11 protein-coding genes and 1 tRNA gene are annotated in these 18,138 nt (G+C 41.7%); 2 read left to right on the forward strand and 10 right to left on the reverse strand.

The annotated features are described in order from the left end of the window. Positions 1-247 precede the first annotated feature (247 nt). The 5 genes from N475_RS22945 to N475_RS22965 form a co-directional block, all read right to left on the reverse strand. On the reverse strand, positions 248-1,816 hold the full coding sequence (locus tag N475_RS22945) for a hypothetical protein (protein ID WP_063359184.1): 1,569 nt from the start codon (positions 1,814-1,816) through the stop codon (positions 248-250). Further along, positions 1,806-2,879, reverse strand: coding sequence for a caspase family protein (locus N475_RS22950; RefSeq protein ID WP_063359185.1), 1,074 nt, complete (start codon positions 2,877-2,879; stop codon positions 1,806-1,808). Before N475_RS22950 ends, N475_RS22945 begins: the two co-directional genes overlap by 11 nt. Positions 2,880-2,906: 27 nt before the next feature. After that, on the reverse strand, positions 2,907-4,346 hold the full coding sequence (locus N475_RS22955) for a hypothetical protein (RefSeq protein WP_063359186.1): 1,440 nt from the start codon (positions 4,344-4,346) through the stop codon (positions 2,907-2,909). A gap of 586 nt (positions 4,347-4,932) precedes the next feature. Continuing rightward, on the reverse strand, positions 4,933-7,011 hold the full coding sequence (locus N475_RS22960) for a hypothetical protein (RefSeq protein ID WP_063359187.1): 2,079 nt from the start codon (positions 7,009-7,011) through the stop codon (positions 4,933-4,935). A 745-nt stretch (positions 7,012-7,756) separates the two neighbouring features. Then, positions 7,757-7,833: transfer RNA gene (locus tag N475_RS22965), tRNA-Pro, on the reverse strand. Between the two features lie 349 nt (positions 7,834-8,182). On the opposite strand from N475_RS22965, the gene N475_RS22970 reads away from it, so the two are divergent. Next, on the forward strand, positions 8,183-9,568 hold the full coding sequence (locus N475_RS22970; protein WP_063366025.1) for a fibrinogen-like YCDxxxxGGGW domain-containing protein: 1,386 nt from the start codon (positions 8,183-8,185) through the stop codon (positions 9,566-9,568). Positions 9,569-9,618: 50 nt separating this feature from the next. Here the strand turns inward: N475_RS22970 and N475_RS22975 are convergent, their stop codons facing one another. The 5 genes from N475_RS22975 to N475_RS22995 all read right to left on the reverse strand — a co-directional run bounded on the left by N475_RS22975 (position 9,619) and on the right by N475_RS22995 (position 16,250). After that, positions 9,619-10,116: a DUF6702 family protein gene (locus N475_RS22975; protein ID WP_063359189.1), complete on the reverse strand. Its 498-nt coding sequence runs from the start codon at positions 10,114-10,116 to the stop codon at positions 9,619-9,621. Then, positions 10,116-12,572: a M1 family metallopeptidase gene (locus N475_RS22980; protein ID WP_063359190.1), complete on the reverse strand. Its 2,457-nt coding sequence runs from the start codon at positions 12,570-12,572 to the stop codon at positions 10,116-10,118. The genes N475_RS22975 and N475_RS22980 overlap by 1 nt, the downstream gene beginning before the upstream one ends. A 129-nt stretch (positions 12,573-12,701) precedes the next feature. Next, on the reverse strand, positions 12,702-13,700 hold the full coding sequence (locus N475_RS22985) for a CobW family GTP-binding protein (protein ID WP_063359191.1): 999 nt from the start codon (positions 13,698-13,700) through the stop codon (positions 12,702-12,704). A 227-nt stretch (positions 13,701-13,927) separates the two neighbouring features. Next, entirely contained in the window at positions 13,928-15,349 is a 1,422-nt protein-coding gene (locus tag N475_RS22990; RefSeq protein ID WP_063359192.1) for an alanine/glycine:cation symporter family protein, read from the reverse strand. A 178-nt stretch (positions 15,350-15,527) separates the two neighbouring features. Then, on the reverse strand, positions 15,528-16,250 hold the full coding sequence (locus tag N475_RS22995; RefSeq protein ID WP_063359193.1) for a metal-dependent hydrolase: 723 nt from the start codon (positions 16,248-16,250) through the stop codon (positions 15,528-15,530). A gap of 303 nt (positions 16,251-16,553) precedes the next feature. Between N475_RS22995 and N475_RS23000 the strand changes: the two genes are divergently transcribed. Beyond that, positions 16,554-18,029, forward strand: coding sequence for an amidohydrolase family protein (locus N475_RS23000; protein WP_063366026.1), 1,476 nt, complete (start codon positions 16,554-16,556; stop codon positions 18,027-18,029). The last annotated feature ends 109 nt before the right edge of the window (positions 18,030-18,138 follow it).

Consider the following 18,138-nt stretch of genomic DNA (forward strand, 5'->3'; position numbering starts at 1 on the left):
ACTAAAACTGGGGCAGTTACAGAATGATATCAAGTAAGAAGCTAACAACCAATGACTATATAAGTCGGAGAGATGACTATTTGAAACGGCAGTCTTACATAGCGTGATACGGTCATATATAGGTATATATACAGCTTATGAGGCGTGCTTGTTTATACAGCGCGTTTAATAGCAGACGCGGGTGTTATGTCTAAGCTTAGATAGAATTTGAAAGCTCTTGCGAAATACACTTAGGTGTTGAGCCCTGTTACTGTTTGGCCATCGCTTTATATTTTTGCCAAGCGAGATCTAACAAGGTTTCTGGTAAATCATATTGCTGTGCAAGCTTAGAGAAGTCCGGTTTATACTCTTTAGCTGATTTTACCGCTTTTTTTAAATGTACTCTGCTTGGTTTTACAATATCGATTATCCAACTGGGGATATTTATCGCATCCAGTTTAGGGTCGTGTGCAGGGTTATAATGAGTGTTGTTAGAGCTGGCGCTGCCAGATGGCGCTTCGTACAACATATAATCAACCAATGGAAACGAGTTGTTCAAATCCACTGTATTAGATGCAAATGGGTTCGTGATACTTTGATTTACAACAGTACCAGAGTGTGGGCGTGTTTTGAGCCAAGGGCTTCTTAAGTCTCGATATAACGCGTAGTCTAAAACTTGGCTGCCGAGATTGCTCACGATGGAGAAGTAGGGAACAGTATCTGATATGTACGCAAAGTTATTGCCTTTTTCCTTTAGGATCGACAGAGCAATTTCTTGAAAGTGATTGCCAATTAGCGGCAATCCGAGCAGTTTTGGTAGCGATGGTTTTTGCTCTTCATGCGTATAAGACAGACTGACCACATATTTAAGAACTTCTATATCAGGACTATAATCAATAAGTCGTTCAATATTGGCAAGCGCATTATTCAAGGACTTATAGTCAGGTTTGTCTCGCATTAACATTAAATGGCAAGCGATAATACCCTGTAACGGGTTAACAAATTTAGAGGTGAGCATTTCGCTGACCATATTACTTGTTATTTCATCGCTTCTTTCACCCGCGGCCAGAGATTGTAAAGTGGCATCTGTTTGCGCAAGCTGAATTCGATAGTCGTAATCTAAAAGTTCGATTGACGGTGTAGCCATTACTGCGGAGTCAAGTTGCAGACCTTCTTGCCATAAAAAAACAACGTCAGTATGGAATAACTGGTGGCTTTTTTGAGATGAATAAAGGTGAATTGGTACCCACTGTACGTTTCCGTTATTGTCCTTACTACAGAATTTATAAAGGTCAGGGGACAAATAGTCACGATACCAAGTTAAGCCAGAGTCATCACTTTGTACAACATCAGCATTAAATTGCACAACTGTTTTGCCGCTATTGTCTTCTAGCCAACAATTGTCCAGCAAGTTCTTTGATGGGTTGTTGTTGCCTGTTTTAGTGGCTAAGCGTACGAAGATATATAAGGCTTGCTTACCATGTTGTTGATGTTCGTTGCCTATCGAGAGTTGAGAGCGGTATTGAAGAAACTTGCGCATATAATCTTCATGATCTTCACTTTCATCGTCAGGTAAAGCCGATGCTCTTTTTGGGGTATCTATATCAAATCGCGTTTGCTCTTCATTGACTTCTATAAGTTTGTCAACTGACTGGCCAAATGCTCTTGCTCTCAGTCTATAAAGCCCTGCAGCCACTTTTGCATTTAACTTATTCATATTGCTTTCTTTAATAGCACTGTGTTGATCAAATAAAATCAGCTCAACATCTGTTAGCATGCCATGAACGGCAGAGTGCTGTTTTGGTTCAACATGAATAGAGATTAAATCAGAACTCATGAACTTCTTCCTCTATTGGTGAACTGCAATCGATCAACATAGATGCGTTTGTATCGGTGTCAATTAGCTTATAGAGGCCGAGCTCTAGGCCTTCCACTGTGAGTTTGCCTGAGGCATTAGACCAAGATTTTTTTTCTATACTTGCATTGAGTAATAGACGGAGGTTTCGTCCTTCTCCATTTAGGTTAATGACTAGTTTTGCTGTACCAGCGTGTTTTCCAAAATATTTCTTGTTTGACCCTGCTGTATGGTTGGACTGTGCTCGTTGAGGAAACCCATCTTTTTGTGCTAGCGTTTCAACGTGTAACCTTAGGTAGTCTCTCAAACCATCCCAAGTTATGCCGGTATTTTGTACTCCGGATTGCAGGCCATTGATTAGGGCCTTTGTGAAGTAGCCAAAGCTTTTACCTGTAGAATTTAAGCTCTCATGCGCTGCGGTTTCATGTAAGGTTGCATTGGCCCAAAATAAATCAGGCACGTGACCTTCTTTCCAGCTATTACGGCATCCAATATCTAAACCGCCCCCTCTAACATCGACAGTTCTTGAACGACAGCAATCTGTCCAAACGACGATTTCATTGCATGGCAGGCATCGCTCTAAGAACTCTTTTAGTATGAGTCTTGAAGACAAATTGGCATTTGGCGAATCTGGGCTCCAATTCGCCATACACATCAGTACGTTATCATTTTGCATTCTCAAGGCCTCACCATGCCCGGAAAAGTAAAAATAAAAACGCTCAGCTGGTTGATTCGATTCTTTCAACTGTTTACGTAAAAGAGTTCGAATCTTCTTTAGTTCTTTATCGACATGGTATCTTACAGGGTAGGGCTCAACATCGTCTTCTATTTCGTCATTATCAGTATCCATATCGTCTTGTTGTCTGCTAGAGCTATCTACAAAAAGTGTATAGCAATTTTTCTCATCCAAGCCTCCACCTGACGGATCACATAACCACTGAGTAACGGCTTTGGCATCATTAACGGCACCATCTAGTCTGTATCTAGATGGTGCTTCTGGATAATCATTTATCCCAATTACAAGCGCATAATGGTTTGGATTCATAGAAATACAACTTTCGTGCTGAGTAAGTTAAGGTAAACCGTTAAGCAAACAATACTTAATGCTGCTGAGCGTACAAGGATTATCGTCAAAAGCTCCATGGCTGACAGCTGTGCTCCTACACCCTTCGGGGGCGTCATCATCAGTGGGAGAAGTAACCAAACGCTGATTAACCGACAAGAACTCCTCAACACGTCTGAACACTGGATCATTGTAAGCATCGCTGTGTGCTTGATGTCGAACTAGTCCAGATACAGGGCTTGCTGTTTCGGCCTCTAAAACCCCAGAAATGAAGTAGAGCAAAGAGCTCGGATACAGCATTGGAATTGCCTTTACTAAGGTGTCGTCTTGCTCAAATTCATCAGTCATGGTGAACATGCGAAAGCCTTTGAAACGACTGTGTTGGGAAGTACTTGGGTTGACTATCGCCTCATCGAATAAATCCATCCGAGCGGCTGGGGCCAATAAAAAAAGATTAACGATATTGAGCTTTTTACTGAGTTGCTCATTTTTGTTTAGTAAATGGCTAATACAAATACTACCAGCACTATGGCCAATGAGATGCACTTCTTGATCAGGTGCTAACTCGTTTAGCAGGTGAATAAATTCACCACCAACTTTGTCTGTCTCCCACATTTCTTGCGCTTTATTTTTCATTTGGCCCCAAACCCATTGGCCAGCGTCTGAAATGTAATACTGTCTACATATTTCCTCTACAACAGTGGCATGAAGACCGTGATCTGTACCATTGCGGTAGCGTTTAATTACTGCCCATGCGAGCTTTACGACTGCGGAGGCTACTCGTAGGTAACCAAGCCCTTTTTGGTTGCCGTGCAGATCTTCTTTGCTCAAGTTTGTGCGTACTTTGCTTGGCGCACCCTCGTACCATTCGTCTTCGGTCTCATTGTTCTCAAACTCGTACTGTTCAATCTCATGTTGAATATCTAGCTCAAAATTGCTCAAGTCTTCTTCTAGATCTAATGCTGTGCTTTTTGTTTTAGTAAACGAAGTGGCGATTGAATCAAACTCTTTAAAAGGATGAGCTTTTTTAAGTTCTTCTTCGATGTCTTGGATGGCTATTCCACTTCCGGCACCGCCTTTTAGCGTTCCAAAAGCAAGTCGTTTGGTAATTGCACGAATAGCCCACTTTAGGAGCCTTGCTCCCTGTTTTGACGAAAATATATCTTTGAGGTTGTCACGAAGTACTTCTAAAAAACCAGTTTCCCAAATAAAAGACACCACATAGTGATCTTCATGTCGAATGTTTTTATTCACGGTGAGAGCTGAGGCCATACCTGACGATTCAGGGACTAATCCTCCATGACAATAAATAACTAGCCGTTTTTTGTTTGAGGCTGCAATTTCGGTAACGATTTTTTTGAGTTCTGCACGAGAAGTTGAATGATCACCTGACGGAGTAAAAGTGCCATCAGGGCCCACATGAATTTGAGAAAAATATGATGTGCTCATGACTAATCCTTGTAAAAAATATTTACGCTATTGTTATTGGATTTTTTATACATTTATCTTTCAGTCTAGATAAAGACTGCTAAAAAATCGAAAAGTTCACGAAGGATTTGTGATTACATAAACATGTATGTCGGTTTGTGAGGTTTATACATTCAGTCTATATATGCACTCATTTGATGAATTGAAATTACAATTTATATCAATATAAACAACGTTTTAAATTCTTTTTGGAACCGTGCATGCTCCAATTACTTGCAGTCAAGACTTTACTTGAAGCCAATTGCTGCAACAAAAAATAGGCGTGGATAAAACTCATGACCACCAGTGTGCAATCTAAAATTGTTAGAGCCCTTATTTGAGAAAGGAAGGTTGTTGATTTATGAGTACAATGAATAAAAACAGAGCATGAATTAGGCTGACCAGAGTCTAAAGAGCGACGAAGTCGGGTTAAAAAGACATATGCGGAATGCCACATATGTCACCTGCTGTATTGTGGCGAATTGCCCATAGCGTGTTTGTGATTGCCTTTTGATTTAATCACTTATAATAAAAGCTTAAACAACACAACGCGCAATTGTATTTCTAATTAAAGTGGCGAGGCTGTTACTTTTATAAACGTATTTTGAGACGCTGCGATGTCCAGAGCATTATTGCCGCCAGTTACCTTGACCTGAAATGTAATTGTATCTCCCTTTTGAACTTGTAATTCGCCCGACTCCTTTAAGTTGTATGTATTATTGCTACTCTTCATTGTTTGTAGGTTAACGGAGTTTGCTACGTAGCTATCACTTAGCGCACTGTTCGTTAAGATTATTAACTCTAGGTCACTATGTGCATCGTCGATTTTGTGGAGCTCTAAATTGCACTGAAACTTCAGTGCGCCATCAAATGGAGCTTTAAACTCTCCTGTTGAGCTATCGTATAGCCCTGAGTGATCTGATGTTATATTGTCAAATGCAAGAACATGCTCTTGAGCATTGCCTGAAATATTACTAAGAGTGTGACCTAGCCTCACTTCACTCATCATATTGAGTGGCATAATACCGCTATTGTTCCACACTAAGGGGAAAGCACGCGTATTTTGGATTTGTTTAGTGTGCAGTGTAGTGTGCTCCGCGAAGTTTCCAGAGCTGCGTACAAATAGGGTGGGGTATCCTCCGTTGTATGCCCACACTTGAAGGAATGCGGATTGTGCCTCTTTAAGATAATTGTCGTTTATTGTTACCTCATTGACGCCTGAGGTAAGTTCAGAAATACGTAGGGTACTGAAGTATTCTACTTTACCTTCTACTTTATTCCCTTGAATTAGAATGCCATTAAGTGGAACGCTCTGTGCTACAGCTACACCGACCATGGCGGTGGTAAGGTCTGATGTTGCGTTATCTTGTATTACCGATAGGGTATTGTGGGTAATAGATGCACTACTTATGTTTGGAAGTGCGCGCTTGGTCACGCCTATTGCGTAAGTCACGGTACTGTTCTTGTGAATAATCACAGCATTAGAAACACTGCCACCTCCGTACTGTAAGTCAATATCTACTAAGCCATTGCACGAATCCCTTTTTATAACAGGACCGACAATAATATTGTTAACAACTTGAGATTTAATCGCTCTGCCTTGACAGTTTTCGAAAGTAGCCCCTGGCTCAACAGTAAACGTTGCATCATGCCTTTGCGAAATCTCGCGCATAGCAACAAAAATTACGCCATCAGCATCTCGAGTAGGAGTGTACCCATTAGAAATTGACGAAATAAAAGCACAAGAGCCAACAACTAAATGTTTTGTGTACTCGTTGTTACTTGGTCCAGGTGCGATACTTAACCCTGTAGTTGAATTGGGCTGTGACGATACTATATCCCTTATCGTGCCATCAAAATATACTCTCGCAAATTCACCATAACAATAAACGCCAATAGCGAGGCCATTCTTGATTGTAGTGCCTTGCGCGATATTGATTTCGCCATTGCTCGGCATACCTGTAGATTCAAAAGTAACGACGCGTTCAACAATGCCCGAACCATCAAAGCATATCCCTTCAATTAGGTGGTCATGACGGGCTTGAGGAAATCTAAAATGATACACCCGATTTTGTCCATTAGCTTTTAATACGCAATCTCTATGGCCAATTAAAATGAGCGGATATGTGCGCGTGAGGTAAGTTGAAAATACGCTTTTCAGTCCTGTTGAAATAGAGATTGTTTCATTGATTACAAAGGTACCAGATGCCCCATACAATACTCTGTTTGGTGCAGATTGTTGCCATATAAGTGCATTTTTGATTTGTTCAGAGCAATCCGAACCATCATTCTTGGCACCCCATTGTTTAATATTATGCCCACCTGATGGAAATAACCCTTTTGCTAATAACCCCGAGTTGTTGAGGGCAATATACTCTCCATTATCTGGAGTAATAGAAGGGTCCATCGTTACCAGATATTGGTTTCCACCACCATCATGGGCGTCGTGATAGCCCAGCGTGGTTATTACGTCACCTACCCTATGTAGCGCATTTCTCATCGCTTCAACACTATGAAACAATGCTGTGCTTTGTACATTGCTTTCGTTTGCAAAAGAGCTAGATGCAGCCACCACACCAACCCCTGAAATGCCAGTAACACTGACTTTTTTGATAAAATTACGACGGTTCTTACTCGCTAAATCCATTATCAACTCCTATATATTCCTAGTTAAAAACCCGAAGTAAGCTCGGTAATATACACATTCTAATACTATTAATATGAATTAATTCCTATAAAAAATAATAAAAATCAATGGGGTCAGAGTAATTGATTTTAAATCCAAACCAGTCAATATCATTTTTGTAGTGTTACACACCTATGTCTAAATAATTTTTAGGTCTTAATCATTAACGTCACGATTGGCTGTTTTTTACATACCTCTCAAAGCGAAGAGCAAATTAAGAAAGGTATTAAGTCAACTATTGCAACTGAGTTAAATTAAGTTGAGTGTTGAGCTGAGAAGGAAAAATGGTTTGCATGGCAAGGGGGGAATGTGTGGACTCTAGCTCCTGCGCTTGCGAAATATTAGGTTTATCTATCTAGTTTTGCTGCTCTTTTTATATTTATTGAGTTGTGAAGATTCAAGGGAGTTCGGTTTTTCAGCCAATAAACCCCATGGGTTAAGATTGGTTTTTGTACAAGGTATTCTTTGGAAGTGAAGTAGTGTTTTAATGATGTCGCTAGCTCAAGTGTTTAGTGAATGCAATGGTTTTGGCGTTGGCGTTGAAGCAAAAAGAGTCATTGCTTGCTGAAAATAGATAATAAAAATTAATGCGAGAATATAGGTACAAGAAAGTTGATTTACCATTTTATTACCACAGAATTACCATGGGTAGTTTTTAAATGGGATTGGAAAATTGAAATAAGTTATTGAATAGGGAGAGGAAAGCTGGTCGGCATAGCAGGATTTGAACCTGCGACCCCTGACACCCCATGACAGTGCGCTACCAAGCTGCGCTATATGCCGACTTGGTTTGTCACTATAATGATTTTATTTTAAAAGGCAATAACTAATTGGTTTGTTTGGACATTAATTCGTCATATAGCCCAAATTGCAACGAGGGTTTAGTTTTTCGCTGAGCACATCGGGTTGAACTTACCTGTTAAATTTGTATGAGAACCAATATTTGTAACGTCATAAAAGTTAACGATTTGCATTATTTTAGTCCTAAAGAGGTAGTGAATTATTCCTAACTTTATGAAAAACTTAATTGTTTAGTATACCTCTCTGTATCAGCTCCATTTGGTTTGTTAGCATTTACTTCAAAAGGTGGCAATGAAGCCACCGAATATCCAATGATAAAAAGGAAACACATATGTTTAAACAAGCTTTACTGACAGCATCAGTATTTGCAGCTTGCTCTGCAAGTGCAGTTGTACTGGTTGAAAACACCGCGGGCAGCAATGGAACTTTAGTCAACGCCACAGCGAATGAAGTTGTGATCTCGGGTGTTGCGAGTAACCTTGACCAAGAGCGAGGTGCGGTTGCATTGCAAAACAACCAAGATGGGACTTTTACGGTAAGCTTTAAAGAGTGGGAGTACCTAGATGGCTCACACTCAAACGAGACTATCTCGACACTCACGCTCAGTGCTGGTACGCATGCAATGCAAGATGGCTCAATTTGGGAAGTGGGTACGATTGATTTGAGCACCGCTAGCCAAACATTTAATTTTGCACAGCAATATGATCAAGTTCCCTATCTATTTTTGAGTCCACAGTCTGACAATGGCGGGTTTGCTTATGTAGCGCGTGCCAACAGCGTGAACCAAATTGGGTTTAGTGCCAAAATTCAATATCAAGAACTACAGACAACAGCAAATACGCGTGTAGGTCAAACGGTTTCATATTTGGCAGTGTACGCGCCGAGCAAGTCAGGCAACTTGGATACGGGCGAAGTATATAAGCTAAATCAAGTTAAGGTAGACGAGCTCCCAGTTCAGTTCGAAAGCCATGAGCTGTTCTTGCAAGAAGAGCAGTCTCGTGATGCTGAGCTTACACACGTCCATGAAGTAATTAACGTACTGGATATCAATGGTCACTTATTTGCGCAAGATATAACGTCAATTGGTGGCGATACAGCGACTATCCGTGCAAACAAAAACGTCCAACCAGCTATTGGAAATACTAGCTGTAAAGCTATTTTGGATAAAGATCCAGCTTCACAATCAGGCTACTACACTTTAGATCCAGATGGCATTGGTGGCTTGTCTGAATTTACCACCTACTGTGATATGGAAACGGAAGGGGGTGGTTGGACCCTTATGGGGATCCGTTACGTACCAGGTAAAGCATACAATCATATTCATGACTTTGAGGTATTGTTTACCGCGACACAAAACATCACCTCATTTGGTGATAATTACCACTTAACAGACTCTCAGTGGGTTCATTATAAAAACAACAGCCAAGAATTGATGGTTACAATGCGTGATGTGGGCGTATTTGCGGTTGCTGATATTGCAGTCTTAAACAATGCGAGTTGCATTCCGCTGCAAGATACATTGGGCCGGAATCATGGTATGGCGGGTGAGCATCAATTCAGACTCTACTGGCATGAAACATCTGGTTGCAGCGGCACCGGCACTGATTACTCAATGCTAAACTACCATAATATCTATGCGTATGCAGGTGGTGTATATAAGGCTGGGAATGTTGCCGGTATTGCGGTTGAGCAAACCACGTACATCTTTGTGAGATAATGAAAAAGGAGCAACCTGCTAAGGTTGCTCCTTGAAATAAGCTGGGGTGTTTAAAAACGCGTTTCAAGCCACGTTTTGTTGTGGCTAAAATATAAGGTACGCACTTTGCCTTTACCCTCAACATTCACCATATTAATCTGTGTTGGCCAAAGGTCTCTCAGTGCACCGTTAAACATTTTAATGCCCTTTGCTGTATCAGCGAGCGTTGTTTCTTGATATACCCAAAAAAACTTGCCCTCTACTTCAAAGCCAACATTTGTCAGTACAATGGGCTTATCGTCCAATGTTCTCAACTGAAAATGTGTCGCCACATAGTCTGCAAATTGCTGCTGTGTTTTTTTGGCGTTGAGAATGTCCGCTTTTTTGTCAAATAATGATTGCACAGCATGCTCAGTATCATGAAGGTAGAAGCGGTGCATCAACTCCAACTGCCCCGTGTTTTTATTAAACAAAGCTGTTGTTTCAGATGCCTTTTGCTGGTGTGCGAATACCGGTAAGCTCGTTACTAGGGTAAAAGCTACTATCAAAAGATGAAAATATCGAATCATTATTTACCCTCTTTTGCGTCATCAACTTTTAGTTTAGTTTTAATATCTTGCATAATATCGCGCTTCACTTTGTCTTTGCTCTTAGCCTTTTTGTACGCTTCAACACGAGACGGAATGATACGACGAGGATAGTGATTGTTTTCAATATTCACATCGGCAGTCTCCCAACCTGGGTCAACAACAACCTGTGTGAGTACTTTATTTTTGTTTGTGACAATTAATTTACGTACGTGCTTTGGACTTCTTCGCCAAATTTCAGCAGGAATGTACTGATTTTCTTTACTGCCGTCTTCAAAAGTGAGTTCAAGTAAAATAGGCATGACCAAGCCACCGATATTTGAGAACTCAAGCACGTAGTAGTTCTTATCTTCTTCAAGGGCGCGAGCGAGTGTTTTGCGCTCCCAAGGTTCCAACGAATCAAGAAACTCTTTGTACTTGTTGCGCTCTTCGTTTGTTACTGTAAAGCGGTCGTTGTCGTCGTAAAAGTCGCGAATATCTGGGTTTAGATCAATCCATAGCTGTTTGCCCTCGGCTTTATTCCGTTCAACAAAAAGGGAAGAAGGCTTGTCTTGTTCAAACTTGCGTTCGCGGGCAAAGTCGATATCAGGGTCGTGCGTATCTAATCGCATTTGGTAAACTTTATCGAGAGAGATATCTACATGATCGGTGGAATAAAACCAGCCACGCCAGAACCAATCAAGGTCGACTCCGGAGGCTTCTTCCATGGTGCGGAAAAAATCAGAAGGTGTAGGGCGCTTGAATCGCCAGCGTTCAGAGAACTCTTTAAATGCAAAGTCGAATAGCTCTCGGCCTAAAATAACTTCGCGCAATATATTTAAAGCCGCAGCAGGTTTCGTATAGGCATTTGGACCTAAGCGCAAAACACTGTCTGACTGGGTCATAATTGGTACTTGGTTTTCTGATTTCATGTAACCAATAATGTCTCTTGGTTCTACGCCCCAAGGAATATTTGGATCCCATTCACGCCCTGCCACGCCGTCTAAAAAGCTGTTTAGGCCTTCGTCCATCCAAGTCCATTGGCGCTCATCAGAGTTAACAATCATTGGGAAGTAAATGTGGCCAATTTCGTGGATCACCACGCCAATTAAAAAGCGCTTTTCAGCTTGCGAGTAGGTGCGAGTGCCGTCATCTTGCAACTCAGTACGTGGGCCGTTGAACGTGATCATTGGGTATTCCATGCCACCAACTGGGCCATTTACCGACTGAGCCGTAGGGTAGGGGTAGTCAAATGAAAAACGTGAATAAACTTCCATGGTATGAATTACCGACTCTGTGGAATATTTCTTCCAAAGGTCACCACCTTCTTTAGGGTAAAAGGACATCGCCATTACATGTGGCATCTCTTCGCCCCCTTGCTGATAACCACGGGCATCCCACATAAACTTACGAGAAGAAGCCCAAGCAAAATCACGTACATTATCAGCTTTAAACTTCCATGTTTTACGTTTGGTTGAGCCTGCTTTTTCGTTTTCTAACGCTTCTTCTTCAGTTACGATGAAAACAGGACGCTTTGCGTTTTTGGCTTCTTTCAATCGCGCGCGTTGGGTGCGAGTAAGCACATCTTTAGGGTTAGTAAGTACCCCAGTTGCGCTGACAATGTGATCGGCAGGTACTTCAATTTCAACTTCATAGTCGCCAAATTCAAGTGTAAATTCGCCGCGACCTAAAAACTCTTTGTTTGTCCATGCTTCGTAATCTGTATAAGCGTGAAGGCGCGGAAACCATTGGGCTAATAAAAATATGTCATTCCCACCAGGGCGCGCATCATCTGGAAAGTGTTCATATCCTGAACGAGCAGATACAGCGTCTTCTTCAACAATGTTGAATGCAAAATCAATCGCAAACTTAACCGAGTCACCAGACTTTAATGGTGTAGGCAAATCAATGCGCATTTGTGTGCCAACAATGGTAAAGCTCAGCTTTTTACCTCGGCTGTTGGTAACTGCACTGATCTCATAGCCTAGTTCATTATCGGCCATAAACTGTTGGCGTCTAAGCTCTCCAAGGCTTATTTTTGCAGGGGTCGTGCTAGTACCAGCTTGCGTAAGTGGTCCTCTGCGCCCAACGCCGCCAAAGTTATTAGCCATGTTTGCAATAGAGTCTTCCTTGAATATGTTTTGGTCTAGCTGAACCCAAAGGTATTTTAATTTATAAGGTGAGTTATTGTGATAGGTTATTTTTTCATGACCTGTTAAACGGCGCTTTTCTTCATCAAGCGACACCTTGATTTTGTAATCAACCTTTTGCTGCCAATATTGTTGTCCCGGTTCTCCAGCTGCATTTCTATAGACATTTGGTGTTGGAAGTACTTCATCCAGTTGGCGGAATTTATCTTCAAAGTCGCCTTTGGTTTGTTTTATTGCGGATGCGTGAGCAGATGCTAGAAAAGCGAGTGGCGCTAGCAGTGCAATGAGCAATGATGTGTTTGTTTTCATTTTATATTCTTTCTTGTTTTCACTTATTGTTACGCTGAACTACAGCAGTCGATTTTGGTTTCTCCTTGGCTTTCCTCCTATTAAGTTTGGTTGCGAAGTATCGCAACCGTGTTTTTAAAAATCTTGCTTTCAACTCAAACAGCTAAGTAAACGGCTTTGCCATTGGGAGTCTTGCTTTTGGGCAATGATTTCGATGCGGCTTTCCATGCATTCATCGAGCTCAACTTCTGTGACACCATCGCTCGTTTTGTTGTAGCCAAAAATGCCTTGAGTTGTTATGAAAACTGCTTTGATACGTTCAGCTTCGATATGTAAGAACAATTGGCGTAGCTTCTGTCTGTCGAATACTTTATCTGGGGAAAAGCGCCAGCCTGCACTAACAAAGCCCTCTCCTTCATTTTCAGCTGACAAAAAGCCACTTTGAGGAATTGGCGCCGCGTTAATATCTCTTGCAGGATTTGCTTCATGGTGGTGATGATGGCACGGCGGTTTGGTATGTGCGTGTGTTTGGCCAACGAGCCATTGGGGGTCGAGTTGACCATGCTCGCAAAAATACAGCTTTTTGTTATCAAACCCTAGTTTGTTTAGATAATGGGTAAGTGAGTCTTTGTGGTGCGCATCATAAAGATCTTGTTTATTGCCAATCACAACGTCTGAAATTGCAATTTGTTGTACAAAAGTCGCATGTTCTGTATACCGATGATCTTCTAGATTGCGTGCATCAACTAAAGTGACAACTTGCTCTAAGTTCAAAAGCTTTTGATAGTAATCATTGGAAAGCAGCTGTAAAACTTCTAGTGGGTGGCCAAGGCCAGTGGGTTCTATCAGTAGTCGATGTGGCTTAGCCTCGCTGAGGAGCTGGTTCAGCGCTATTTGCATTGGCAAACCAGATGCGCAACACATGCAACCGCCAGGTACTTCACGAATGTACACTGAGTCTTGCTTTTGCCCATTTAACAAGTTGCCATCTATGCCAATCTCCCCAAATTCATTGACCAGTATTGCCCAACGTTCACCCTCAGGTTTTTGCGATAGTAAATGTTTGATAGCAGAGGTTTTGCCCACACCTAAAAAGCCAGTGACGATATTAGTTGGAATGGCCGAGATAGGGGCACGTGTACTTTGCATTGCTTGCTCCAGATTATTCAAAGCGATGTGACGATTTAAGGGGATTATATTTGAAATGTTATACTATAACAATTGTTGTGTTCTATAGAGCTGTATCAACTTAGTTCAGTTACCAAGTTCGAGGTACTTTTGTACAGAGAATTAGCGCTTTAAAGCAATGGGTTAGAGAGGAAATAATTAATGAATAGTAAAAAGCGGCAGGTTAACTGCCGCTTTTTAAAAGCAGATTACTGCTTTTTGTGCCAGATGCCCTCAGGAAGAGTTTTGGCAATTTCTGGCCGACTACTTGGGTCAAATTTAGGTGTTTTACCTTGTTTTAATTGAGCGCGGTAATCTTTCGCGAGCCAAATTACGATGCCAGAAAGCATAAATAGAGCTGCAACGTTAACAATCGCCATCAGACCCATTGAAATGTCAGCAAGCGTCCAAATTAGGCCTAATTCACCAACTGCACCAAACATAACCATGCCTAGAACACAGATGCGGAATATCATCATTGCCATTTTGTTTTCTTGCAAAAAGATCAGGTTTGTTTCTGCGTAGCTGTAGTTAGCAACAATAGATGTAAAAGCAAAAAAGAAAATTGCCACAGCAATAAACACTGCTCCCCAGTCACCCACATGTTCAACAAGTGCTTTTTGAGTCAGTGCAATACCGGTTACGCCAGAATCTGGAACGAGTTGGTTTGAAAGTAAAACCAATGCCGCAGTTGCACTACAAATGACGATTGTGTCTACAAAAACGCCTAGCATTTGTACATAGCCTTGCGATGCAGGGTGGTTTGGATTCGGTGTAGCACTTGCTGCTGCGTTTGCCGCACTACCCATACCTGCTTCGTTAGAAAATAAACCACGCTTAATCCCTTGGATCATAGCCTGCATAACTGCGTAGCCAACAGCACCACCTGCAGCTTGCTCTAAGCCAAAGGCGCTATCAATGATTTGTTTGAATACTGCCGGAAGTTGCTCAAAATTGCTAAAGCACACGTAAAGTGCAACGAGCAAGTAAGCTAGTGCCATAAATGGAACAACGAGTTCAGCAAAACGAGCAATTGTCTTTAAGCCACCAAAGATAATGATCGCAGAGCCAACCACTAAAATGATACCCATAATATACTTAGGTACATCAAATGCCACTTCGAATGCTGCTGCAATGGAATTTGACTGTACGGCATTGAACACTAAGCCAAACGCGAGGATCAAACATAGCGAAAACAACACACCCATCCAGCGTTTGTTTAGCCCATACTGCATGTAATAGGCAGGCCCACCTCGGTAATTACCCTCTTCATCTTTTACTTTGTAAAGCTGTGCAAGCGCGCTTTCTGCAAAACTTGTTGCCATCCCAATTAGAGCAATAAGCCACATCCAAAAGATTGCGCCAGCACCACCTAAATACAAGGCAACAGCTACACCGGCCATGTTACCGGTACCTACTCGGGCTGCGAGGGAAGTACAAAATGCTTGAAATGACGAGATGCCTTCGCCTGCACCGTTGCGACTATTTGCCATGACTTTGATCATGTGAGGGAACTGGGCAAATTGGATGAACCCCAGTCGGATTGTAAAGAAAACACCGGCTGCTATTAATAGGTATATAAGAATATGTCCCCACAACAGGCCACTGATTTGGTTAAAAAACTCAGCCATCGGATATCCTTTGATTAAGGTAACGAAAAATTTTGAGAGCGTAACTTACCACAAATAGGCGAGTTCACGAAATTACTGCGATGTAAACAACTACCGAGACATGTGTGGTTAGGGGCTTTATGGTAATTATAATCTTCCCTTATTTAGGCAACTATGGAGCACAGGCAATTTAATATGCTCACGATAGTTCAATTGGCCATTGATAGTCAGAAAAGTCAGGTAAAAAGGTCAATGCATGTAGCTTAGTCGCCCAAGTATCGAATAAATCTCCAATGTTAGAAAAGTGCGGCATTGCAAAATAAATACATGCGATAGTCACACAAACCTGTGTTAATGAGGTGACAGGATAGCGTAAATCAATGGGCTTTAAGGCCGTACCAAATGAAGCTTTCAACTCTTTGTTATCAATATCAACACTGTAACATTCGTCCAAAATGAGATGTGTTAACGCGCCCACCATAACAAACATACTTGAAAGCACTGACATATGCAGTGTCACTCCTAAAAGTAGGCAGCTATGAAAAGTTAAAGCACAAAACATACATACCGCGGATATTGAATGGAGCGTGGCCCGGTGCACAGTAAAATGCTCAAAAATGGGTTTTATGGCATACATAAAGAGCAAATAAATACATAGCCCGAGCATCCATGTTTCCAAAATGGAGTCGAACTGATAGTTTAGTAGCAAAACTCCAGCGACCAGAATAGCAAAAATACTAAACAAGCTATTTAATGACTTTGATTTATCTGAATCTAAATCAGGTAACAACCCTGCAAGCGCACCGACAATAAATAGCCCCAATGCTTGAAATCCGCTGACTTCAGACATGCTTACAATCACTGAACTGAGTGTGGCACTGACTATCGTTGAGGCTTTTAGGTGTGTAGAAAAGTTTGCCATATCACTTCCGAGTGTTTGGTTTGTGTAACTTAGTCGCTATTGTACATAAAGCGCTTAGTTTACATTAAAACTCTGAAGCAAAAAGGCCTATTGTAAAACTTAGGAGAATTGTCCGAACTTTTCATCAGCTTCTCCATTTGTCATATTTTTGTAAAAAAGAACGCCGGTGAGCTGTTGTCCCGCTATTTATGAACTAGTGTAATGGTATGTAATGTTCTTTGTATGGGCAGTTTACTAGCCTAGTAAGGACGATGTTTACATGTGTCTAAACACGCTACTAATGTTATTCGGGAGTGATAAGGGATGCACTTTCTAAACCCAATGCTGCAAAACCACCCTATGGAAAGCTCATTTATTCAAACATGGTTAAATCGATTGGCGGATAAATATACCCCAGACCTGTTTACCCAACAGGCTCGATTAGACCCCATGCACAAGAGTGATATGCATGTTGATATCTATGATGCACGCCACGGTAGTGTTATTTACACTGAGTTTGCTGACACAGTAAAAACAGCGGAAGCAATCGCTGTGAAGAATGGTCGCATATTGAGTTTTGGTCATTTCCAACAGGTATATCAAACCGCAAAGCACACAGATTGCCTGGTCAGGATCCAGCAACTACAGCCAGCACAAAGCATGATACCTAGCTGCGTGCATGCTCACTGTTATCTTATTGAATCGGCACTTTGTCGTCATTACGCAGACTTAGGGTTATATGGGTTGAGTGGCGTGGCAACGCGTGCAAGTCAAGATTATGGTGACGATTATGTTGTTAATGCATTGGCATATCTTGATAGCAGTTTGGCTAAAGGAGATTGTTTGTTTTGTTTTGGGTTGGACCCATACCTTTTGAATTGGGGCAAACCTATAGAGCAGTTATACGTCTGTGCATTAGATGAGCTCGGGTTGAATAGGCCCCTGTGTATTATCAGTAGTGATTTTGCTTCTGCCTATGTGAATAGCAAACTGATAGAGCGAATACAGGAGAGTGCGCTGGGTAAATCTCCGTCAATCAAAAGCTTTATTGATGGAATCACTCAACATGGATTTGTGACTGCTGAAGGCATGTCTATTTTGCCTTGGGCATTCAGCGATACAGAGCTTATTTGGCAATTGAGTGAATTAGATGCTTCGTTGGGAATAATTGTAGAGCAAGGAGCAAAGCAGGGGATATGCCATTTTGAAGCCGCGGTTCAAAGTCAGTTTGTGGCGCTATTGTTTGAGAGCTTAGCAAGCTTTAAAAATGAATCTTGCACATTTTCAACTTACCCTACCTACCAGTGCCATATTGATGAGCTAGCACGATTAGATCACTGCGAAGTGCTGAAATCTGCGCAGCTAAATCGGCTAAGTGGCAAAACATCGGTAGGTCTAACTGTAGGGCGATTGGCAACAAGTGGGTTTAAATGGGTAAATGACTACCACTACGACGAATTACTTGTACCAGCCAGAAGTATATTGCAAAGCGGGTGTAACTTATGTTTGCAAAGTAACTTTCCTAGTGAGCCTTTATCGCCCTTGAGGTTAGCTGAAATCGCGAGTGAGCGCGATATTGAAGTTATGCCAGCACACTATTCTAGCGAGCAGCGTACCTTGGATCCCTCTGAGAGAGTGACGCTTGTGCAAGCGCTCAATGCCGTGACCCATGGCGCTGCACGACATATTGAATTAACAGGTTTTAACGAGATTGATAGCAGGGCTAATTTTTCGATCATCAACTGCGATCCGCTGTGTAGTAGTACTCGCTTAATAGATGCAAAACTACAAAGAATCTAACCATCGCTTTGCATTGCCACACCATATTTGTTCGATACACATTTAGAAACCATTTATCTAATTAAACAGGCTGACAGGTACAGGTTATCCTGCTTAACTTAAGCGTGTA

The sequence above is a fragment of the Pseudoalteromonas luteoviolacea DSM 6061 genome, from assembly GCF_001625655.1.
GTDB lineage: Bacteria > Pseudomonadota > Gammaproteobacteria > Enterobacterales > Alteromonadaceae > Pseudoalteromonas > Pseudoalteromonas luteoviolacea.